This window comes from Microcoleus sp. B5-D4 (assembly GCF_036705145.1).
Taxonomy (GTDB): Bacteria; Cyanobacteriota; Cyanobacteriia; order Cyanobacteriales; family Microcoleaceae; genus Microcoleus.
This window is the reverse complement of the sequence record NZ_JAUBTV010000013.1, coordinates 25,830-48,252: the sequence shown is the minus strand read 5'-3', so window position 1 is coordinate 48,252 and position 22,423 is coordinate 25,830. Positions and strand designations below refer to the sequence as shown.

The window sequence follows — 22,423 nt, the reverse complement described above, 5'->3', positions numbered from 1 at the left end:
CGACAGAAACGCCGACAGAAACTCCGACAGAAACCCCGACACCAACTCCGACAGAAACGCCGACTCCGACAGAAATTCCGGCAGAAACGCCAACGCCGACTCCGACAGAAATTCCGACAGAAACGCCAACACCAATTCCGACTCCAATTCCGACACCAATTCCCGCAGAAACACCAATTCCGACAGAAACGCCAACACCAACTCCGACAGAAATTCCGACAGAAACGCCAACACCAACGCCAACTCCGACAGAAATTCCGACAGAAATTCCCGCAGACATTCCCACAGCAACTCCGACACCGACAGAAATTCCGACAGAAGATTGCCTTTGTAACTCTCTATCCCTCCCAAATCTCAACCAACCCAATCCTGTAGAAAAGGTAGTTGTGAATAGTACGATCGATCTACCCCTCACAGGTACTGCTAGCAATGAGACATTCGATGGCAGCAGCAGCGAGGATTATTTCCAGGCTAAAGAAGGTAACGATAACCTGTTTGGCGGCGAAGGAAATGACTTTTTAAACGGTAACGAAGGCAATGACTTTATATCGGGTGGAACGGAAGAGGACTTGCTTTTGGGTGGCCCGAATCAAGACATTATTCTTGGTAATGAAGGAAGAGATAGATTATTTGGAAATCGAGGAGAAGATTCGCTAAATGGCGGAGAAGATAGCGACTTCATTCACGGCAACGAAGACTCGGATTTCTTGGATGGGGGCAAAGGAAACGATTTCTTATTGGGAGGTAAGGATAGAGATTTAATTTTAGGCGGTGAAGAAAACGATACTCTGTTGGGAAATGTAGGTGACGATACTGCCTGTGGTGGCGGTGGCAACGATTACTTGCTGGGTGGTGAAAATAACGACCTACTTGATGGCTGTGAAGGAAATGATACGATTTGGGGAGGAAATGACAATGATACCATATTTGGGGGAGCGGGAGACGACTTTTTAAGCGGCGATTTGGGAGATGATTTTTTAAGTGGAGGAAGTGGGAACGATCGTTTTCTGCTTTGGGCAGATTCAGGGATGGATATCATTCGAGATTTTGAACCCGGAAAAGATGCGATCGCCCTTACTAGAGGTTTGACTGCCTCTCAACTGTCAATTAGTCAAGCCAACAGCGACACCTTAATCCGCTTGACAGCAACAGGTAAAATTTTAGCCACTCTCAATAACGTATCTGTTACTCAAATCGATCTGACAGACTTGAACCCACCTACATTTTTAAACAGGAGTTTTTTATGAGGAATGTTAGGGGCGATCGCCAAAGAATCAACAGACTTTTATACACAAGTTTGACCTTAATTTCAGCTATCCTATTAGGAGGCTTGGGAAAGGTTTCCGAGTCCAACAACAACACAGCTTTAGCGCAAGAAAACATCCCCATTAGTGGTAGCGGTGACGCGCAACTCCAGCCTCTAAAGCAATCCCTAACTGAATTCATGCGCCACCGCTGCGTCGGTGCGGCCGTACTGGGTGTTTCTGTTAAAGGTAAACCCGTCGGTGTTTGGGGTTTCGGCCGCATGAAAGGCAGACCTACTAATAACTGGAATCCGGCTTGTGGCGACGATATGCAGGCTCCTCTGGCTCCCTCTGTCGCGGCAGATACCCCCATGCGTATGGGCAGTATCAGCAAGCCTGTTACCTTTGCAATGGTACGCTGGGCGCTTAAACAGACGGCGCGCGATCGGGCCGGTTTAGAACTGACTGACGACCAAATTGAAGGGATGAAATTGTTCGATCCAGAGCATTATCCGCCGCTAATTCCCGGTTTGAACAAGCAATATCCAGTAGCGATTATCCCTGAAAACTTGCACGCCGTATTTTCGGGAAAAATACAATTTCCCGTTCCCGTGAAAGACAGTAATTGCGCCAATCTTAACTCAGGATTTGCAGACAAACAGTGGCAAAATGTCACCCTCGGACATTTTTTGTCGCACAGATCGGGACTTCAGCGCAGCGCGCCCAGATACGGTGAAGATATAATTGCAAATTTGCCCGTCCTTCGCAATCTCAAAATTCCAGCCGATTTTCATGCACAAGAACAGCTACTTGTCAATGAGTGGGGCAGCAAATCTGTCAGTTTAGCAAAAAATCAACTCGGCATTTCTCCTAGCGCGGGCTATTTTTTGCCAAGTCCTACTTTAACAGAAACTATGCAGGTTTTGGCTGGGCGATGTCTTCAGTATCCTCTCGGTCAATATCACTATTCCAATACCAGTCCCGCATTTCCTACGATTATTTTGGAGCAGCTTATAGCTTCCGGCAGCTATGCTGCTAAAATGGGTAAACCAGCAACTCATCAAGGTTCGGCTTTGGAGGTTTTCTTCAAAACAGAGTTAGGAATTTCTACTGCGGCTGATCGGGGAATTTTCATGACCCAAGGAGTAGAAAATATTGGCGCTCGCGAACCAGAAAAACGCCATTGGAACGGGAAAAGTTATTATGGTCAAGGATGGGATGTGAAGCGTCCGCACTGCATCTGGAAGGGTAGCTTCTGCGATTTGGCTACTTGGCTAAATCCGAAGCCGGGGAGGATAAATTGGTCTTGGAATTTAAGCCAAGTTCCTTTTAGCAGCAGAAACACTGATTTGAGTCCCGGTACTGGTTCCCTAGCTGCAGAAGCTGAAGTTTTCCTCAAATTTATGTCACAATATTGGGTGGGCGGCTATGAAAATAATCCGCGCATCGGAGAAAAGCGAAAGCAGGTTTGGAATCGATATACTGCCCACAACGGAGCGCTAGACGGTACTTATGCTTGGGCAATCCAGTTAGGGGGAAATCGCAATCCGAAAGAGTGGAAATTGCCGCCGCTGGATGATAACGGTCGCATCCTTGATGATTTTGCTAATTTAAAGATGTATGCGGGTGTGTTGCCGGATGGAGTTGATATTTTTGTGGCTGTGAATCAAAGGGCGGACAAGAAATGTGTTAATGCTAAAGGTTACAATTGTGGGGATGCTTACGGACTTTTGGATAATTTTATTTTGTACGGTGTTTCTCAGGTGAATTGGAATCTGGTGGCACCTCGTGCAGTTAAAAGATAGAAATTATAAGTCAATGAAATGTTTTTTTCTGTACATTTTAACAGCTAAAAATATTTTTATTAACCTCGTAAAAGGCTTTGGAGGCAGAGTTAATTATAAGCGATGGGATATCCATTCGCAAGCATTGTGCCTCGCACAATGAGGTGATTACTAGACCTCTTGCAAAAGTCTTTTTAATCAAATTTTCGGAGGCTGCTCAAAGCAGTGCTTTGTTCTACAAGTGATTGCCATTCTCCGGCAGCTATTGAAATTAGCTGCGTTAATCTGTGTTAATCTGCCTTAATCTGCGGTTTTATTATCAATCTAGGAACCGCCCGATTAATTTAAACTGATTAAAAATTAGGCTGCGAAAATCCGATGATCCACAAGAAGAACCGCAAAAAGTTACCCTTATTGGCAGCATTCTTAGTCACGCCATTTATTTCTTGGTTCCTGAGTGCGATCGCCCTATTTCTCAGTCTCTGGATCATCGTACCAGCACCCACGATGTTCCTGTACCCTTTGGCGGTGGGAGCACCAGAAATCAGTCCTTGGTTGGTTGGTATCAATACGATCGCCCTTATGCTAAACCTTTTGAGGCGGCATCAAGGCAAAGTCTACATTATTTTGTCAATTTGTAACCTGTTCGCCCTCATCCTGGGCCTGCTTCCCCTGATTCAGTTCCCAGCAGCCAATGCAGCGATAGCTACCCAAATGCAAGCAGTTTTAGGGGAAAACTATTTAGCAGCCATTCCTCAAGCTTTACGCGCGCAGCTACGCCCTCAACCGTTTATCCTCGCAGATGCCTTCCGAGGAATTCCCATCAGAGACGTTAGGATCGATCGGGCTATTGGATTTGCCAACCCTAACGGAGTTTCACTGCAACTAAACCTTTATCGGCCGATGCAAATTGGCAAATATCCCGCGATTATCACACTCTACGGGGGAGCTTGGCAAAGAGGCAATCCCGATTACAATCAGGAATTCAGCCGCTATATGGCCGCCCAAGGCTATTGTGTTGTCGCAATTGATTACCGCCACGCTCCTAAGTATAGATTTCCTGCTCAGCTTGACGACGTACAAGCCGCTCTTTCCTATATCAGAACTCATGCTGGTGATTGGGAAATTGATCTCGATCGCATTGCTCTGATGGGAAGGTCTGCAGGTGCCCATTTAGCAATGCTAACTGCTTATAATTCAAGTGTGATTCCAGTTAGAGCAGTGGTAAATTATTACGGGCCAAATGACCTGATTCGGGGATATAATGACCCACCTTTTCCTGATGCCATAAATGTTCGAGCCGTCTTGCGTGCTTTTCTGGGAGGAACGCCAGACGAACTCAATGAGCTTTACCGTCGGGCTTCTCCCATCAATTATATTAAACCGAATCTTCCCCCTTCTTTACTGGTTTATGCCGGTCGCGACCATATCGTTCAGCCCAAGTTTGGTCGATCGCTCTACGAACGATTGCGAGCCACGGGCGATTCCCTACGGGATAGCTTCGCTTCACGGGCTATTTTGCTCGAAATTCCTTGGGCTGAACACGCCTTTGATGCAGTTTTTAATGGGCCGAGCAATCAATTAGCTTTGTACTACACAGAACGCTTTTTGGCTCATGCTCTGAAGTCTTCGGATTACCAACGAGTTAAATAAAAACTATCAACTTACTCATTTATGCTCAATAAACTGCGGCTATAACAGTTTAATAAGTTCCCAAATCTCGTAAAGATTTCTACGGCAAATTGTCGCACCAACTTTTAGAAGAGTTGCCAGACTTTATTTATCATATAGCAGTTCTTAAGAAAGTGAGGTATGCCCTATGCCCTATGCCCTATGCCCTATGCCCTATGCCCTATGCCCTATGCCCTATGCCCTATGCCCTATGCCCTATGCCCTATGCGAGTACGATCGCCCTTAGTTTGAGCGCCCCGCGTCCTGTTACACTGAAACCCTGCGGTTGTGTGCGCTTGGTGCGATCGACCTTTCTGAAAAAAACCTAAAATTCTGTAGCCTACAATACATTTATTTAGTTAATGATTGTTTAAACTCTCCAATTGTAGATTGTGTACTCTCCATAATTCTCCAAAACCCCTAAACGAGTGCGTTGTTTGCTGGACTGCGATTTATCGATCGTCGAACCGTTAAAAACCATAAGTAGTTTTGACCTGAATTCATCGGAATTGATTTGCACAAAATTTTTGAGCTGACCAGGGTGAAGATTAGTTACGAAATTTGTGCAGTGCAGACATCTATCATGTTGACTCAAATTAGTACAGGCTCTTGTCATCTATTTTATTGCTAATAACCGAAATCCAACCGCATCTCACACTGGATTGTCACGCCCGGTGGACGGCGAACTGATTGAGCCTCGCTCCACCAATCTTGTAGAGCCTGCCAAAAAAGGCATCCTCCCAAAAGTTAGCTTTGACAAAAAATCTTGGTAAATCCAAAATATTCGTCAATCGTTAAACTTTTGCTAACATCTATTTTTTCTCAACTACTCGTCCCGCAATACCAATAAAAATAACCATGAGTGGAAATGAATCTCGCGTTCAAGCAATTTCTCAAATCGTCAACCGCAAATTGATGCCTGGTCGGCCTCCCAAGCGGCTCGAAGATATGTGGGCAACAGACGTTTTTACTCTGAGCAAGATGCAAGAAAGTCTGCCCAAAAGCATTTTCAAATCAGTAAAAAACACCGTTCAAACAGGCCAAAAACTCGATGCTTCCGTAGCTGATGTAGTTGCAGTAGCAATGAAAGATTGGGCTATTTCCAAAGGAGCCCTGTACTACGCCCACGTATTCTACCCGCTAACCAACGGCACCGCCGAAAAGCACGACGGTTTCATCTCAGTGCAAGGCGACGGCTCCGTCATCTCAGAATTTGCAGGCAAAGTTCTAGTACAAGGCGAACCCGATGGCTCCTCATTCCCCAACGGCGGCATTCGCTCGACTGCGGCCGCTCGCGGATATACAGCCTGGGATGTCACCAGCCCTGCTTATGTCATGGAAACAGACAACGGCATGACATTGTGCATTCCTACTGTTTTCATCTCCTGGACAGGTGAAGCCTTAGACAAGAAAACGCCGCTTTTGCGTTCCATTGCCGCCATGAACAAAGCAGCAACCCGAGTGTTAAAGCTATTAGGAAATACCGAAGTTGCTCCAGTAAATTCTAGTTGCGGTTCCGAACAAGAATACTTCCTGGTAGATGCCAATTTCACCAACAACCGCCCCGATTTACTGCTAGCAGGTCGCACCCTGTTTGGCAAACCTCCTGCGAAAGGTCAGCAATTTGACGACCACTATTTTGGAGCGATTCCAGAGCGCGTTCAAGTCTTCATGCAGGAAGTAGAAGAAAGAATGTACCGGCTGGGAATTCCTGCCAAAACCCGCCACAACGAAGTCGCTCCCGGTCAGTTTGAAATTGCACCCGTTTTTGAAGCAGCAAACGTCGCCAGCGACCACCAACAATTAACCATGACAATTCTCCGCAACACAGCGAAGAAACACGGTTTTATGTGTTTGCTGCACGAGAAGCCTTTCGCCGGCATTAACGGTTCTGGCAAACACGTCAACTGGTCGGTCGGCAATGCCACCCAAGGAAACTTATTAGACCCCGGCGATACACCGCACTCGAACATACAATTTCTAGTTTTCTGCGGCGCTGTGATTCGCGGAGTTCATAAATACGGCCCTCTATTGCGCGCGGTAGTTGCTACTGCCAGCAACGACCACCGATTGGGTGCAAATGAGGCTCCGCCAGCAATTATCTCTGTCTATTTGGGTTCCCAATTAGAAGATATCTTCGGGCAAATTAGCCGAGGAGAAGTTAAGGACTCTCAAGGTCGGGGAATTATGAACTTAGGTGTAGAAACACTGCCTACTTTCATGAAGGATGCTGGAGACAGAAACCGGACTTCGCCCTTTGCCTTTACAGGAAACCGATTTGAATTCCGTGCAGTAGGTTCCGGTCAGTCTGTTTCCGGGCCGCTGGTGGCGATGAATACAATTCTTGCAGATTCTTTGGACTGGATTGCTAACAAATTAGAAAGCGATTTGGCTAACGGAACTGAACTGAATGCTGCCATCCAAACCATTCTCAAAGAAGTGATGGACGAGCACGGTGCGGTTGTATTTGGTGGCAACGGCTATTCCGAAGAATGGCACAAAATGGCTGTTGAGGAACGGGGTTTAGCTAACTTGCGGACTACGGCCGATGCTTTACCCGTGTTGAAGGAAGGATACATTGAAGACTTGTTTGAAAAGACAGGTGTTCTGACTCCAATTGAATTGGAAAGCCGTTACGATGTTTATGCTGAGCAGTATTTGCTGGCAATTGAAGTCGAAGCCAAACTGGTAATAAGCATGGCAAAAACCATTATTTACCCCGCAGCGGTGAGGTATTTAGCTGAACTTTCTGGCACGATTTCTAAATTGAAAGAGATTGGGATTGAACTGGAAAAAGAAAGTGCCGAAAAAGTAGCGGTGCTGGTTAAGTCCATGATGGATACTGCGAGCAAATTGAGTGATGCTTTGAGCAAGCACGATTTTGCTTCGACCGAAGACCATATGCAATATGCTTCGCAAACAATTCGTCCTTTGATGGATGAGGTTCGCAAGTATGCGGATGCTCTGGAAGGTGAAGTGGCTGATGATTTGTGGCCACTGCCTACTTATCAAGAAATGCTGTTTGTTAAGTAATAGCAAATTCGGTTAATTGCAGGTTAGATTTGTAAGGACGCGGCAATGCCGTGTCCTTATTTGTTTTTGAGGTTAAATGAGTGTTACGTTAAATCTGCCAAAGGCATTAAATACGAACGAGAGTAAAACTTGTGAAGATTGTTGAGATAAGCTGTTACGCATTTAAATTGGAAATTCGGGACAGGCTAGAAGCCCGTCCCACAAAAGTTTTAGTGATTTTTGGCACACAATTTAAATGTAGAACAGCTTACCGTTCAAGAAATTTATCGCGTAGAAAAAGTAATCGGGTTGCGAAAAGCTATTATGCGAATTCAATCTCTCTTGAAACAAATGACTGTGGCGGCTCTAGCTCTGGTTTTTGCGATCAGTTGCAGTCGATCGACTCCGAACGTAAACTCTTCCCCTGAAGCAAGTACCTCTAGCAGCTTTAGAGTGGCGTTGATCACGACAGGCTCCAAAGACGACAACAGTTGGGCTCAAGCCTGCTTTGAAGGGTTAAACCTAATCAAAGATAAATTTAATGCTCAGGTAGACTTTACTGGCAGTATTGACGGTGAACATAGTGAAGCTGCCCTTCGCAAATATGCCCAGTCAGGCTATAACCTGGTAATTGCAGCCAGTGGTGGCTATATCAAAGCGGCCGAAAAGGTCGCTAAAGAATTTCCGCGAACGAAATTTGCCCTGGTTACAACCTATCCAGGGAATAACAAAAATTTGGGGGCTGTTGCCTTTCGATCGGGTGAGGTGGGGTACCTCACAGGTGCTTTGGCTGCCATGAAGACTAAAAGCAATAAAGTTGGCTATATTGTGGGTGCTGCTTATCCGGTTTACAAAGAAGAAGAAGCTTTGTTTAGGCGGGGAGTGAAGGCAACGAATCCCTCTGTTCAAGCCTCGACAGCTTTTCTCAACTCTTGGATTGATACGGAAAAAGCCACCAAAGTCGCAACGGATATGGTTGCCTCTGGAGTAGATGTTTTGACAATCAACGCGGATGAGGCAGGATTAGCCGCGCTAAAAGCCGTTACGCAAAAGCCAGGAGTCCTTGTGATTGGTTGGGCCAAGGATCAGTACGAACTGGCTCCCGGCAAAGTCCTAACTAGCGTTCTGCAGGACATTCCCAATCTGGTGCTAAATGCGGCCGTATTAACCCAGGAAGGTCGCTGGGAAGGAAAACTTTACAAGTTTGGACTCAAGGAAAAAATCTACGACTTTGCCCCTTTCCGTGGTAGTCTCACGTCTCAGGAAGAGGACACTTTCAAGATTATCCGAGAAGCTGTGACGACTGGCCAAATTGATGTTTCTCCTTAGTGCGCGCATTAATTGATTTACCAATATTGATTCTAAGTCCGATGCAAAATCAACGCAACGATCGCGCTCTTCCGATTGCCAAAAGCTCCCCTTCACTTCTCTGGCAACGCTTCTTTTCTATTGCAAATCAGCTCCGCTATGGTTTGATATTTTTGGTTCTCCTGAGCTTACTGCCCACAGGTGGTTTGCTGATCTACCTCAGCTTTCAGGCGCAGATCCAGCAATCGCGATCGCTCCAAGAAGAGCGTAGTCAGACAGCAGCAGGGCAGATTGATAATTATTTAGATGACTTGAAACGAAAACTGAGCTATTTAGCTAGGGTCAAAGGACTCACAAACTTTCAACCTCAAGTGCAGCAGAGCCTGTTGGAAGGATTGATTCGTCATCATGATGCTTATGAAGCCGTTGCCATTTTGAACCGGAAGGGACAAGTTGTCACGTCAGTTTCACCCTACGAACCGCTCAAGTTAGAAAATCCAGCCAATTCGCCACTGTTTATTCGTGCCTTCAAACAACAGGAAGATTATGTCAGTCCTGTAGAAATTAATCCTCAAACAAACCAACCAACCACCATTCTGGCGGTTCCGATTCGGAATGAGCGAGATGAGGTGGATGGGGTGCTATTAGCAGAGATAAATCTCAACTTTCTCTGGTTTGTTGTTTCCCAAATCGAGGTTGGCAAGACGGGTTATGTCTATGTAGTCGATGAGCGTAATTTTGTGATTGCTCAAAAGGGTAGTAAGCCAGAAACCTTTCAACTTCAAGATCTTTCTAAGCGCCCCTTCTTTCAATTCTTGAAAGCCTCCGAAAATACTAAGCACCTTAACGTTTATCAGGGTCTAAAGCAGGTAGAAGTATTGGGAGCCAGTGCCTTAGTTCGGAGTGTGAATTGGAATGTGGTTGTAGAACTGCCAACGGCTGAGGCTTATGCTCCCGTTTACCAAATGCTCTCAATTATGGGAGGCTCATTGATGGTGGTGACGATCGTCGCTGTTGGCATTGGGTATCTATTTATTCGGCAAATTGTGGTGCCGCTACAGCACTTAACCACGGCAGCTACTGAACTCAGTGCGGGGCAATTAGAGACGCGGGTCAACATCGACAGCCAAAACGAACTGGGGACATTGGCGATCGCCTTTAACACTATGGCAACCCAGTTAGAGGAACTGATTACAGCAGTTGAAGTGGAACGCAATTTTGTTTCAGCAATTCTTGAAATTGCAGGTGCCCTGGTAGTTGTGCTCGACCCGCAGGGACAAATCGTTCGCTTTAACCGAGCTTGCGAACAAATGACTCATTACTCATTTAGTGAAGTAAAAGGGCGCTACATTTGGGACTTGTTCCCGAACTCAGACTTAGCAGGACAAGCCAAAACTACTTTTGAGTCTTTACAATCTGGTAATTTTCCCCAGCAGTATGAAGGCAGTTGGGTGAGCAAAGATCAACAACTCAGACTCATTGCCTGGTCAGATACTGCTTTACTGGATAATGAAGGTGAAATTGAGTACATCATCAAAACAGGGATTGACATTACGGAACGGAAACAGGTAGAAGAAGAACTCAAAGCGTCGGAACAGCGACTATCTTTTCTATTCCGCCAAACTTCACTGGCAGTTGTGGAATGGGATTTAAACTTTAAAGTCACTGCCTGGAATCCAGCGGCAGAGCAGATTTTTGGTTACACGGCGAAAGAGGCGATCGGACACCATGTCACAGAATTAATTGTGCCTGCGTCTGCCCGAAAGGTCGTCGATCGAGTTATGAACGAGTTGTTGGTTCAGGTTGGAGGAATCTACAGTGTCAACGAAAATATTACCAGAGACGGCAAAACCATTATTTGCGAATGGTTCAATACGCCTTTAGTAGGGGATGCTGGAAAGATTGTTGGAGTTGCATCCTTGGCACTGGATATTACTGAGCGCAAGCAAGCCGAAGCTGCATTAAGGCAAGCAAAAGAGGAAGCGGAGGTTGCACTCAAAACCTTGCAGCAAACTCAGGCACAGCTTATTCAGGCAGAGAAAATGTCAGGTTTGGGGCAACTGGTTGCTGGTGTTGCTCACGAAATTAATAATCCAGTCAACTTTATCTATGGCAACCTGAGCCATACTGCCGACTACACGCAAATTTTACTAAAGTTGATTCAGCTTTACCAGCAAACCTATCCAACTAATGCCCAAATTGAGGAAAAAATTGAAGAGTTCGAGCTGGACTTCATTAGTGAAGATTTGCCCAAAATCCTGACTTCAATGAAGGTAGGAGCCGATCGCATTCGTCAAATTGTCCTGTCGCTAAGAAACTTCTCGCGGCTGGATGAGGCCCAAATGAAGCCTGTTGATATCCACGAGGGAATTGACAGCACATTGATGATTTTGCAAAATCGACTGAAGGCAAATCCGGCTCATCCTGCTATTGAAATTGTTAAAGAGTACGGCGACTTACCGCGAGTAGAGTGCTATGCCGGACAGTTGAACCAAGTCTTTATGAATATTCTGGCAAATGCGATCGATGCTTTAGAAAACTACGACAATCAGCGTTATACAAAAGACATCCAAAAGAATCCCAGTCGCATCACTATTCGGACTAAGCTAGTCACAAAAGAAACTCATTCTGGTTATTCAAAAAATGTGGTAATTCAAGTTCAAGACAATGGGCCTGGGATGACGGAAACTGTTAGACAACAGGCGTTCAATCCCTTCTTCACTACAAAACCCACTGGTAAAGGAACTGGATTAGGACTATCCATCAGCTATCAAATTGTAGTTGATAAGCACGGTGGCTTACTCCAGTGCTTCTCTCAACCAGCTCAAGGAACAGAGTTCCTAATTGAAATTCCTGTGTTGCAAAGCGGTGCTGTAGCACTCGTTGGTAATTGACACTCCTGGGCCTGAAGGCATGAGGATTCTTCGATCTACGAGCTGACTTGCTCTAATTGGATTTCTCCAACCAAAGTAGAGGTCAATTCTCCCGAAGCGTTGTTTGCATCTAGTGCAAAGGTTCCGGTATGCCCTACCGTACCCAATCCCCGACTTAGGATATTTCTCGCGGCGTTGAAATCTCTATCTAGCAAACATCCACACTTACAAACATGAGTCCTTGTAGATAGAGTCTTTTTGACAATTTCACCGCAACTAGAGCATTCTTGACTGGTATATTGCGGATTTACCGCAACTGTTACACGCTCGAATACTTTTCCCAAATATTCGAGCCAGACACGGAATTGATACCAAGATGCGTCGTTAATAGACTTAGCAAGACAGTGATTCTGCACCATATTCTTAATTCTCAAATCTTCGTAGGCTATCAAGTCGTTTGACTGAATTACGCACCTTGCCAACTTCACGGCATGGTCTTTACGTTGCCTGCTTATTTTGAGATGGCGCTTGCCGAGAATCTGTCGAGCTTTGCCTCTGTTTTTTGAACCTTTAACTTTCCTAGATACTCGACGATGACTGCGTTTGAGAATGCGTTCGCCTTTTCTCAGGAATCTAGGGTTTTCAACCGTGACTCCATTTGAATCAGTATAGTATTCTTTCAGTCCAACATCTAATCCAATTGTGCTACCAGTTGGCTCTGTGTTTTCCTTTCGGCTGACATCAATACAGAACTGGACGTACACACCATCAGCACGTTTAACCAATCGAACCCGTTTAATTTGGCTAATTTGGTAAAAATGCAGGTCGCGTGTACCTTTGAGTTTAAGTTTGCCAATTCCTTTTTTGTCAGTGAAAGTTATCGATTTTCTGTCATCTGCAAGCTTCCATCCAGTTGACTTGTACTCAACCGAACGGCAGTCTCGCTGGAATTGCGGATACCCTTTTTTACCAGGAATCTTTTTCTTGCAGTTTTCGTAGAATCGAGAGATAGCTGCCCAAGCGCGTTCAGCACTCGACTGCCTTGCCTGGGAGTTGAGTTCATCAGCAAACGGAAACGTAGCTGCCAGTACAGCACAGTATTTATTCAAGTCGTATTTGTTCTTTTTAGGATTGTCCATCCAATAGCGCAAACAGCTATTGCGGACAAACTGAGCGGTACGAATTGCTTCATCTACTGCCTTGAACTGGCTTGATTTTCCGTAAGATTTAAACTCAAAAACTAGCATTGCTCTACCTCCAGTCTTATGCTACCGCAGTCGGCACAAAACGGAGATATGTGCAATGAAAAGTTACAATTCAAGCCGTCCTAGAAGGACGGGGTTTTTAACCCAGTTTTTCGATAAAGAGTGGGAAATTATCGAGCCCTTACTGCCTCAGAAGAAGAAAACTTGAGCTCCACTCTAGACAAAGTGACAAATTTTATGCGGGCATATTTTATCAACTCAAGAATGGTTGCGATGGGGAGCCTCTCATATTTGTAACCACACTTCTTCTGGCTCCTTCCTTCTTCCTCGTGCCTTCTGCCTCACAACTCCAATTTCTAGCTTGCTGGACTACACAAGTGAGATGCTCCGCCGCGATGTAATCCGCCACCTGCTTACGATTCCATTAAGAAACGAAAAGCTATGGATACTCAAGTGAGGAACAGTGCTATCGTTGATCATATACAGGTAGTCAAGACAAGAGCACAGATTCCTAAAGTGTCGCAGGTAGGATAGTTGTGCGCTTATGTAACTCCTATCAAAAAGGGAATTTTTGTGTTTTTATGGAAAAAATTCAAGAGTTACAATTATCCAAATGCCCAACGGGAATTCAGGGACTCGATGAAATCACCGATGGAGGCTTGCCCCAAGGCCGACCAACTTTAATCTGTGGTTCTGCAGGTTGCGGTAAGACCTTATTTGGTGTGGAGTTTCTCGTACGCGGATCAACGCGGTACGGAGAACCAGGCGTTTTAGTCACCTTTGAAGAAACTGCGTCAGAAATTACCAAAAACGTCGCCTCTTTAGGGTGGAATTTAAATCAGTTAATTGCTGAGGGGAAAATATTAATAGATCATATTTATATTGAACCCAGCGAAATTGAGGAAACAGGAGAATATGACCTAGAAGCCCTATTTCTTCGTCTAGGGTATGCGATCAAAAAAATTGGCGCTAAACGGGTGCTTTTAGACACGATTGAAGTCTTGTTTGCTGGTTTAGCCAATTCCAACATTGTCCGAGCAGAAATACGCCGTTTATTTCATTGGTTAAAAGACCAAGGTGTGACAGCCGTGATCACAGGGGAGCGAGGAGATAACACCTTAACCCGTCAAGGTTTAGAAGAATACGTTTCGGATTGTGTGATCAAATTAGATCAAAAAACCTTTGAAGACATCGCCACAAGAACCCTTCAAGTTGTCAAGTATCGCGGCTCTCGTCATAGTAATAATGAATATCCTTTTTTAATTGAAGAAAATGGCATTTCGGTCTTACCCGTTACTTCCTTAAAATTAGACCATGTGGTTTCTAATGAGCGAGTCTCAACGGGCATCGCCGAACTTGATGAAATGTTTGGTGGCCAAGGCTATTATCGGGGTAGCAGTATTCTAGTCACAGGCAGGGCTGGAACGGGCAAAACGACTCTTGCAAATTATTTTGCCCATGCAAGCTGTTTGAGGGGCGAACGGTGTTTATATCTCGCCACTGAAGAATCGCCCCAACAAATTATCCGCAATTTAAGGTCGATTGGTCTTGACTTAGCCCCTTATGTAGAGCAGGGATTACTCCAATTTGATGCGGTACGTCCCACCAATTACAATTTAGAAATGCGTTTGTTTAAAATCCATCGCTGGGTACAAGAATTTCAACCAAGGACAATCATCATTGATCCGATGAGTAATCTCGTCTTGAGTGGGAGTTTGATGCAAACAAAAAACTTTTTCATGCGTTTAATTGACTATTTAAAGAGTAAGCAAATAACCGTTTTTATGACCAACTTAACGGCTGGTGATGCTGACCATGACCACGAACAGACAGAAGTGGGTGTTTCCTCTCTGATGGATACTTGGTTAGAGCTCCAAACGCTCAAGGTGAATGGGGAGCGCAATCGCATTATCTATGCCCTCAAATCTCGCGGCATGATGCACTCAAATCAAGTACGGGAATTTATCGTCACCAATGAAGGTGTAAAGTTGGTCGAGGTTTACTTGGGAGATGGCAAGGTATTAACAGGAACGGAAAGAGTCAATCAAGAACTAAAGGAAAAATCTGCCGCTAAAAAACGCCGACAGAATTTTGAACTAAAAAAACGTGAGTATGAACAAGAGAAAAAACTCGTACAAGCTCAGATAAATGATCTACAAATGCAATTGCTCAATCGAGAGGCGGAGTTAGATTGGCTGCTTGAAGAAGAACAAGAGGAAGAAAAAGCGGTGCAGGAGAATCGAACCTTTATGGCAAGGTTACGTCATCTTAATCGCTAAAACCTATCTATAAGGAGAAAAAACATGACAATTCATTTAACAGATAATTCCTCAGATCCAACTAACACAAAAGGGTCAGAGATTTGGCAAATGCGATTATATGTGGCGGGACAAACACCTAAATCTTTGGTGGCTTTTGCCAATTTGAAGAAGATATGTGAGGAATATCTTCAGGGTCAATATAACATTGAAATTATTGACTTAAGTCAACAGCCGCAGCTAGCCATAGAACATAGCATCGTTGCTATACCGACTCTCGTGAGACAATTGCCAGAACCGATTAAAAAGATTATTGGTGATTTATCAAATACTGAAAAAGTTCTGGTAGGACTGCAAATTCTTCGTCAAGTCGATGAACAATAACCCATTAAACCCATTAAGATATAGGTACTAACAATGATTGACTCCGAAGAGGTTAAACCAACAACCACAGAACTTTTTGAAGAGTCTCTTTCTTCATCAAAGGAAGAGCCTTATATCTTACGTCTTTATATTTCAGGTACAACGATTCAATCGGTGACGGCGTTGCAAAACATCAAAAAGATTTGTGAGGAACATCTCCAAGGGCGTTATGAGTTAGAAGTTATTGATATTTATCAACAGACAGAAGCTGTTATTTCGGAGAACATTGTGGCTGTTCCCACCTTGATAAAAAAGTTACCTCTGCCCTTACAAAAGATGATTGGCAATTTATCGAATACAGAAAAAGTCTTACTTGGTCTTAATCTAGTGCCGAAAAAAAATATAATTGGAGAGGGAAACAATGAAGGATTCTCTGACCCCTATTGAAAAAATGAGCCAAGAAGTCGCAACCCTAAATCGGGAATTGGCCCAGGTGCAGGAACGCCTAAATGTAGCGGAAGAAACGTTGCAGGCGATTCGTTGTGGGGAAGTTGATGCTGTTGTTGTTTCTACTCCGCGAGGAGATCGAGTTTTTACGCTTCAGGGGGCAGATTATGTTTATCAGTGTTTAGTGGAACAAATGGGCGAAGGAGCGGCTACCGTATCTTCTGAAGGTTTGATTTTGTACTGTAATAAGCGACTCTCAGAACTATTAAATTTTCCTTTAAAAAATCTGATAGGCTCTCAGTTAGAAACCTTTATTAGCCCCAAGGATAAAAAAGCATTTTTACTATTTTTGCAGCAGGTTCAGACCGATGGAACTTTCACTAGAGAATTATCTTTGCTCACAGCAACGGGAAATAAGGAAGTACCTGTTAAATTATCGTTGAAACAACTTCAGATAGATGAGATTTTAGTGAATAGTATTATTGTTACTGATATTACAGAATCTAAAATAAAAGAAGCTGCGAAAATCAGTCAGATTCTCAACAGCGCGATCGCAGTTATTAAAAATTTTCGTCTTTGGACTGATGGTACTTTAGAGATTGATTCTTGGACAGGCGGAACTCAACAGATTTTGGGCTATAGCTTAGAAGCTGTGCAAGCAGATTCTGCCTTATTCATAGCGAATATATTGCCCGAAGATCGAGACAAAACGATCGCCTCATTGATCGAAAATATTCAAGCAGGGCGATCGGGTATTATCGAATATCAGTTTTTGCATGGCGATCGCAGGATTCGATGGCTTGCCTCCAACTATGTTGCTGAATGGGATAAAGAACAAGATTGTTGGGTGGGCATAGAAATTATTACGGATATTACCCAACGTAAAGAAACAGAGCAAAAAATTGCCGAACAAGCAGCCTTAATTGATATTGCTAGTGATGCCATTTTTGTAAAGGATTTAGACGATCATATTTTATTTTGGAATAAAGGAGCTGAACGTTTATATGGTTGGGCAGAAGCCGAAGTTATAGGGCAGAAAACTCAAACCTTATTTAATCAACCCTGTAAACTAACTGAGCCGATCCAAATCACTACCGAGCAAGGCAGTTGGCAGGGGGAAATAGAGCAACTTACTAAAATCGGTAATAATATAATCGTAGAAAGTCGTAAAACACTGATACACAATAAATTTTCCCAATCCCGCTCTATCCTCGTTGTTAATAGTGATATTACTGAAAAAAAACTACTTGAAAAACAGTTTTATCATGCCCAGCGATTAGAGAGTTTAGGAACGTTGGCAAGTGGAATTGCCCATGATTTAAATAACATTCTCACCCCGATTTTGGGAGCTAGTCAACTGCTTCCTCTCAAAATTACCAATATGAATGAACCGACACAAAGACTGTTAAAACTCCTTTCGGGTAGTGCTAAACGTGGGGTTGATTTGGTCAAGCAAATTCTTTTTTTTAGTCGAACAACGGATGGTGAATATGCAATATTACAACTAGGCTATTTGCTCCTCGAAGTAATCGGTGTTGTTCAACACACATTTCCCAAATCAATAACTATTTCGACTAAAATTCCCGCAATGGAACTATGGACAATATCGGGTGATGCTACCCAGCTACACCAAGTATTTATGAATTTGATGATTAACGCTAAGGATGCCATGTCATCAGGAGGAACTTTGAGCATCTCTGCCGAAAATCGCTCCTTTGATGAAGATGATGCCCTGCTGAATGTGGAAGCAAAAGTAGGCTGTTATGTGGCTGTGACGGTGGCTGATACAGGAATTGGTATTCCGCCCGAATTGTTAAACCGAATTTTTGACCCCTTTTTCACTACCAAGGAAGTTGGGAAAGGAACAGGGCTAGGATTATCCACAGTAAGGGGGATTGTCAAAAATCATGGCGGTTTTGTTAAGGTTTATAGCGAGTTGGGTAAGGGTACGGAATTTCGGGTTTTCTTTCCAGCTATAGAGGGAGAAGTGAGCCTCACAACGATAGAGCAAGCAATGCCTAGAGGTAAGCGGGAGTTGATTTTAATTGTTGATGATGAAGCCTCTATTCGAGAGATAACACAGACTTCTCTAGAAAACTATAACTACAGAACAATACTCGCTAGTGATGGGCTTGAAGCCCTCGCTGTCTATAGGGAAAATCAACAGGAAATTAGTGTGGTTTTAATGGATATGATGATGCCCAACCTAGATGGTGTTTCCGCAATGCGCGCGTTGCAAGAAATTAATCCTGGGGTGAAGATCATTGCGACTAGCGGACTATTTGCTAACAAAAAGCTGGCATTAGATGCTAATGTCAAAACATTTTTGTTAAAACCTTACACGATCGCACAGTTATTACAAATGTTAGCGGAGATACTGCCGGCAGAGGAGAATAAAGCAAATCGCATCCCGCCCCGTACCTCTCAAGAGTCTTCTTCACTGCCGAGGGTTGAATTGTCTAGAGATGCTGTAGCAATGATGCCCCGCGAATGGTTACAGAAAATGTATGATGCGGCGTACTATTGTGATGGGGATCTCATGCTGCAATTAATTGAACAACTACCTACTTCTCAAGTGGCGATCGCGAAGGCTCTCAAAGATTTAACGCTGAGTTTTAAAACGGATATCATTATGGAATTAACTGATTTATCTAAATTAGGACTTACGAAAGATCCCTAGGAAGAGAAGGATATTAAAGTTGCTGAATAAAAAGTATTACGGGTAAAACAATTGGGACGATCGATTGACCATAATATCCCGGCCGGGGCGGGTTTTTGAGATTGTCAATTATTGGCAGATATGGTTGGCTCACGGGCCCCTACCTGATTTCGGGTAATCGAGGGGACAGGATATTACGGGTAAAACAATTGGGACGATCGACCTTTGTGTTTCTCAATCAGTCGATCGCCCAGACTCAAATTCCCTCAATCATATCGTTTCCGGTTGCATTGGAATGATTAAACCGCAGAGAACGCAGAGAACGCAGAGTTCGAGAACAGAGAGATGAATACAGGACGATGAAGGGCGGATTTGATATCAAACGATTTTCTCGCTAGAAAGTTCCCCACTAGCAGGAGGCTCTACCGTATCGCCAAAGGCAACCCGCAGAAAAGGCGGCGCTAAAAATGTCGTCAGAATCACCATGATAATAATCGAGACTTCTAACGGTTTATCCAAAATCCCACTCGCGGAACCGATGCCGGCAAAAACTAACCCGACTTCGCCCCGAGGAATCATCCCCACTCCGATCGCCAATCGATTGATTCCCGGCAGACCAAACACCACCCAACCAGTCACCAGCTTGCCAAAAATCGCAACCACAATCAAAAATACGGCAATCAAAAGACCAGCCCGATTATCCGGCACTGTTGGGTTCAAAACCCCCAAATCCGCCCGAGCTCCCACAGTTACAAAAAAGATGGGTACAAATAAATCGGCGATGGGTTTCACCAATTCATCCAACTCCTCGCGGGCATCGCTTTCATCCAATACCAAACCAGCCGCAAACGCACCCAAAATCGCTTCGAGATGAATTGCATTGCCCAGAAACGCCATGAAGAAAGCAAAGATAAATGCTGGGATGACTATATTGCCGCGAGTTTTGAGTGTGTCTACGATGGCAGAAAAGCTTTTGTTAAACACACCGCCCAATAGAATCGAACCAAGCAGAAAGGCAGTTGCACTGACAATCAAATAGATGACATTAACAACATCAATCTCACCAGTTTTCGCTAAACTGGCAACAACAGCTAGGACAATAATTCCTAGCACATCATCAATCACCGCTGCACCAACAATGATTTGACCTTCTTTAGATTTGAGTTGTCCTAATTCCGACAAAACTTTGGAGGTAATTCCGATGCTGGTTGCCGTCAAAGCAGCCCCTGCAAAAATCGCCGGAATCGCCGCCGTGTGGAAAATGATCATCAAGCCCGCAGTACCGGCGGCAAAGGGAACTGCCACGCCGACACAAGCGACAACGACAGCTTGAACCCCCACTTCCTTGAGTTGTCTGATATCCGACTCTAAGCCAATTTCAAACAGCAGAATAATTACGCCCAATTCAGCCAGCACTGAAATGACTTCACTCTGGGATTCAAACACACTGGTGAGGGCGGCAGGAGACAGATGATTAATCGATTGCAGAACTGTCATAATCCCTGAGTTGGATGCTGACAGCCCTGCTTCGGGAAAAATGACTAGGTGTAAAGCAGATACCCCAACAATTACCCCTGCTACAAGTTCACCCAAAACCGGCGGAAAATCGAAGTTTCTAGCCGCTTCTGCGCCTAATTTACTGGCGATATAAATCACTACCAAAGTGAGCAAAACTCCGCTGAGGACGATCGGCGAATTTTCTGCCTCGACTGTTGCTAACAAAGGTATGGGGGCAACTAGAGAAGCCATCCCAGAACTTAAAGCTGTAATTGTATGGTTTAAAAACATGGGTACGATGATGGTAAGAAAGACGATTCTACGGTGACTGTTGACTGTTGACTGATGACTGTTGACTGTTGACTAATGACTAATGACTGTTGACTGTTGACTGATGACTGATGACTAATGACTGTTGACTGATGACTAATGACTAATGACTGATGACTGTGAGTCGGAAAATTGATAACTGTTACATATTGGGTAGCCAGTTAACTCGACATGACTATCAAGCAAAACTTGAAGAACCCAAATCTGGCGGTACATCCTGCCACCGCCCTTGCCCGACTGCTTGAATTGCTTCTTTTAGCAAGATATCGCCGGTATAAATTGCCCTACCGACGATCGCACTTTTGACACCAATTGGTTCCAAAGCCAGCAAACTCAACAAATCGGCGATCGAACTAACGCCGCCGGAAGCAATCACCGGAATCGAAATAGCGTTAGCAATTTCGCGCAAAGAGTCCAAATTCGGCCCTTCCATAGTACCGTCGCGGTGAATGTCGGTGTATATAATTTCAGCCGCCCCTAACTCGGCCATTTTTTGCGCCAATTCTGCCGCTAAAACTTCCGAAGTTTCTAGCCAGCCTCTAGTAGCAACTTTACCATTTCTGGCATCGATGCCAACCAGAATTCGATCGGGAAATTCGGCGCACAATTCGCCGACTAATTGCGGTTGTTCGACGGCGACAGTGCCGAGAATGACGCGCCGGACGCCTAAATTGAGGATAGCAGCAACAGAAGCGCGATCGCGCATTCCCCCACCTACTTGACAGGGAACGTCTACGGATCGGACGATCGCTTCAATGGCTGCTTGGTTGACTGGATGACCTGCTTTGGCGCCGTCGAGGTCTACTAAATGCAGCATGGTTGCGCCTTCATTTACCCACTGTCTGGCTACTTCGACGGGGTTGTCGTTAAAAGTTTGAGACTTCGCGTAGTCTCCCTGATATAATCTGACGCATTTTCCATCCAATAAGTCGATCGCTGGAATTACATTCATAATTTTTCCTCAAATTGCTAATTATACCAGCTAAAAAAAAGAATGCAACTTTAGGGAAGATTCCCACCCATACATAATCATTCATTATAAATTTTATAACCTAAAGTAAAGAGAGTCTTACGATTGCCTAGTACCATTTATTTGTGACATTCGCAACCGCTATTAAGATGAAACATAATCGCCGAAGAAAGCGTAGACCATAAAGGAGTATTGATATCAGCTTTTTGCAAAGCTTCTGCCGTCCAGTCGTTGCAAGTTCTCAAAACATAGTAACTACCTTTTGCTTCATAAAAACTGTCGCTTTTGTCGTAGCCGTAGCTAATTTTAATTTTATTACCGGCTGCGTCTAATTGGAATGAATTTTTAATAAAATTTACCAGCCTCAGATAATTTTCCCCACTAATTTTCACACATTTGGTTTCTAGATTTCGGGGGATGACCCGATAACTTTGAACGTGTACGGTAGACGGAGTAGGGAGAAATAGCGCCTTGAAAGCTGTAACTGGGTTGACGATTGCTGAGGTGGAAGTTTCCAGCATAAAAGCTCTATCTCCCCAGCCAAAAGACAAATATTTATAATCAGAAGTGGCATCCCGCCCTATTTCTGTTAGCGGTAAAAATTGATTCCAGTCAAAATATTCATTTTTAACTGGAACAATGATTTCGGTGTGGATGCCTTGGTCGGAAATGTATAGAGAGATTGTGCAATCTGCTTGCGAGTAATTTCCCCACTTTCTGGGAGTGAGATAGCCAATTGTTAGGAAAGCGCTCAAAGATAAGATGACAATTCCTAAGCGCTGTATGCTTTTTCTCATTTTAA

Annotated in this window: 14 protein-coding genes; 10 read left to right on the top strand and 4 right to left on the bottom strand. The window is 44.3% G+C overall.

Going from position 1 to position 22,423, the window contains the following annotated elements; translation table 11 throughout:
• The 6 genes from QUB10_RS09030 to QUB10_RS09005 form a co-directional block, all read left to right on the top strand.
• Window positions 1–1,247 (top strand): calcium-binding protein (locus QUB10_RS09030; RefSeq protein ID WP_333201387.1); only part of this gene is annotated, 1,247 nt, incomplete at its 5' end.
• Complete coding sequence (locus QUB10_RS09025) at window positions 1,244–3,049, top strand: serine hydrolase (RefSeq protein WP_333201385.1); 1,806 nt, start codon at window positions 1,244–1,246, stop codon at window positions 3,047–3,049. The genes QUB10_RS09030 and QUB10_RS09025, both read left to right, overlap by 4 nt.
• A gap of 357 nt (window positions 3,050–3,406) precedes the next feature.
• Complete coding sequence (locus QUB10_RS09020) at window positions 3,407–4,681, top strand: alpha/beta hydrolase (protein WP_333201383.1); 1,275 nt, start codon at window positions 3,407–3,409, stop codon at window positions 4,679–4,681.
• Window positions 4,682–5,557: 876 nt separating this feature from the next.
• Window positions 5,558–7,732: a glutamine synthetase III gene (locus tag QUB10_RS09015; RefSeq protein ID WP_333201381.1), complete on the top strand. Its 2,175-nt coding sequence runs from the start codon at window positions 5,558–5,560 to the stop codon at window positions 7,730–7,732.
• Window positions 7,733–7,951: 219 nt separating this feature from the next.
• Window positions 7,952–9,040, top strand: coding sequence for a BMP family protein (locus QUB10_RS09010; protein WP_333201379.1), 1,089 nt, complete (start codon window positions 7,952–7,954; stop codon window positions 9,038–9,040).
• Between the two features lie 41 nt (window positions 9,041–9,081).
• Entirely contained in the window at window positions 9,082–11,913 is a 2,832-nt protein-coding gene (locus QUB10_RS09005; protein WP_333201377.1) for a PAS domain S-box protein, read from the top strand.
• Window positions 11,914–11,948: 35 nt separating this feature from the next.
• Here QUB10_RS09005 and QUB10_RS09000 read toward each other — a convergent pair whose 3' ends face one another.
• A complete protein-coding gene (locus QUB10_RS09000; protein ID WP_333201375.1) occupies window positions 11,949–13,139 on the bottom strand; it encodes a transposase in 1,191 nt (396 codons plus the stop codon).
• A 539-nt stretch (window positions 13,140–13,678) separates the two neighbouring features.
• Between QUB10_RS09000 and kaiC the strand changes: the two genes are divergently transcribed.
• From kaiC to QUB10_RS08980, 4 genes are read left to right on the top strand one after another with little or no spacing between them, the layout of a single operon-like run.
• Complete coding sequence (gene kaiC, locus QUB10_RS08995; protein WP_333201373.1) at window positions 13,679–15,376, top strand: circadian clock protein KaiC; 1,698 nt, start codon at window positions 13,679–13,681, stop codon at window positions 15,374–15,376.
• 24 nt (window positions 15,377–15,400) lie between these two features.
• Entirely contained in the window at window positions 15,401–15,739 is a 339-nt protein-coding gene (locus tag QUB10_RS08990) for a circadian clock KaiB family protein (protein ID WP_333201371.1), read from the top strand.
• A gap of 33 nt (window positions 15,740–15,772) precedes the next feature.
• Entirely contained in the window at window positions 15,773–16,165 is a 393-nt protein-coding gene (locus QUB10_RS08985; protein ID WP_333201369.1) for a circadian clock KaiB family protein, read from the top strand.
• Entirely contained in the window at window positions 16,140–18,845 is a 2,706-nt protein-coding gene (locus tag QUB10_RS08980; RefSeq protein WP_333201367.1) for a PAS domain S-box protein, read from the top strand. Before QUB10_RS08985 ends, QUB10_RS08980 begins: the two co-directional genes overlap by 26 nt.
• Before the next feature lie 357 nt (window positions 18,846–19,202).
• On the opposite strand, the gene QUB10_RS08975 is transcribed toward QUB10_RS08980, so the two are convergent.
• The 3 genes from QUB10_RS08975 to QUB10_RS08965 form a co-directional block, all read right to left on the bottom strand.
• On the bottom strand, window positions 19,203–20,612 hold the full coding sequence (locus QUB10_RS08975) for a cation:proton antiporter (protein ID WP_333201365.1): 1,410 nt from the start codon (window positions 20,610–20,612) through the stop codon (window positions 19,203–19,205).
• A 217-nt stretch (window positions 20,613–20,829) separates the two neighbouring features.
• Window positions 20,830–21,603 (bottom strand): 1-(5-phosphoribosyl)-5-[(5-phosphoribosylamino)methylideneamino]imidazole-4-carboxamide isomerase, encoded by a 774-nt coding sequence (gene hisA, locus QUB10_RS08970; RefSeq protein ID WP_333201363.1) that lies wholly within the window; start codon window positions 21,601–21,603, stop codon window positions 20,830–20,832.
• 137 nt (window positions 21,604–21,740) lie between these two features.
• Window positions 21,741–22,418, bottom strand: a complete 678-nt coding sequence (locus tag QUB10_RS08965; RefSeq protein WP_333201361.1) for a TIGR02117 family protein — start codon at window positions 22,416–22,418, stop codon at window positions 21,741–21,743.
• Between the last annotated feature and the right edge of the window lie 5 nt (window positions 22,419–22,423).

Bases quoted from the DNA above. Each gene is read 5' to 3' on its own strand.
- QUB10_RS09025 (WP_333201385.1), top strand. From the start codon at position 1,244: ATGAGGAATGTTAGGGGCGATCGCCAAAGAATCAACAGACTTTTATAC.
- QUB10_RS09020 (WP_333201383.1), top strand. From the start codon at position 3,407: ATGATCCACAAGAAGAACCGCAAAAAGTTACCCTTATTGGCAGCATTC.
- QUB10_RS09015 (WP_333201381.1), top strand. From the start codon at position 5,558: ATGAGTGGAAATGAATCTCGCGTTCAAGCAATTTCTCAAATCGTCAAC.
- QUB10_RS09005 (WP_333201377.1), top strand. From the start codon at position 9,082: ATGCAAAATCAACGCAACGATCGCGCTCTTCCGATTGCCAAAAGCTCC.
- QUB10_RS09000 (WP_333201375.1), bottom strand. From the start codon at position 13,139: ATGCTAGTTTTTGAGTTTAAATCTTACGGAAAATCAAGCCAGTTCAAG.
- kaiC (WP_333201373.1), top strand. From the start codon at position 13,679: ATGGAAAAAATTCAAGAGTTACAATTATCCAAATGCCCAACGGGAATT.
- QUB10_RS08990 (WP_333201371.1), top strand. From the start codon at position 15,401: ATGACAATTCATTTAACAGATAATTCCTCAGATCCAACTAACACAAAA.
- QUB10_RS08985 (WP_333201369.1), top strand. From the start codon at position 15,773: ATGATTGACTCCGAAGAGGTTAAACCAACAACCACAGAACTTTTTGAA.
- QUB10_RS08980 (WP_333201367.1), top strand. From the start codon at position 16,140: ATGAAGGATTCTCTGACCCCTATTGAAAAAATGAGCCAAGAAGTCGCA.
- QUB10_RS08975 (WP_333201365.1), bottom strand. From the start codon at position 20,612: ATGTTTTTAAACCATACAATTACAGCTTTAAGTTCTGGGATGGCTTCT.
- hisA (WP_333201363.1), bottom strand. From the start codon at position 21,603: ATGAATGTAATTCCAGCGATCGACTTATTGGATGGAAAATGCGTCAGA.
- QUB10_RS08965 (WP_333201361.1), bottom strand. From the start codon at position 22,418: ATGAGAAAAAGCATACAGCGCTTAGGAATTGTCATCTTATCTTTGAGC.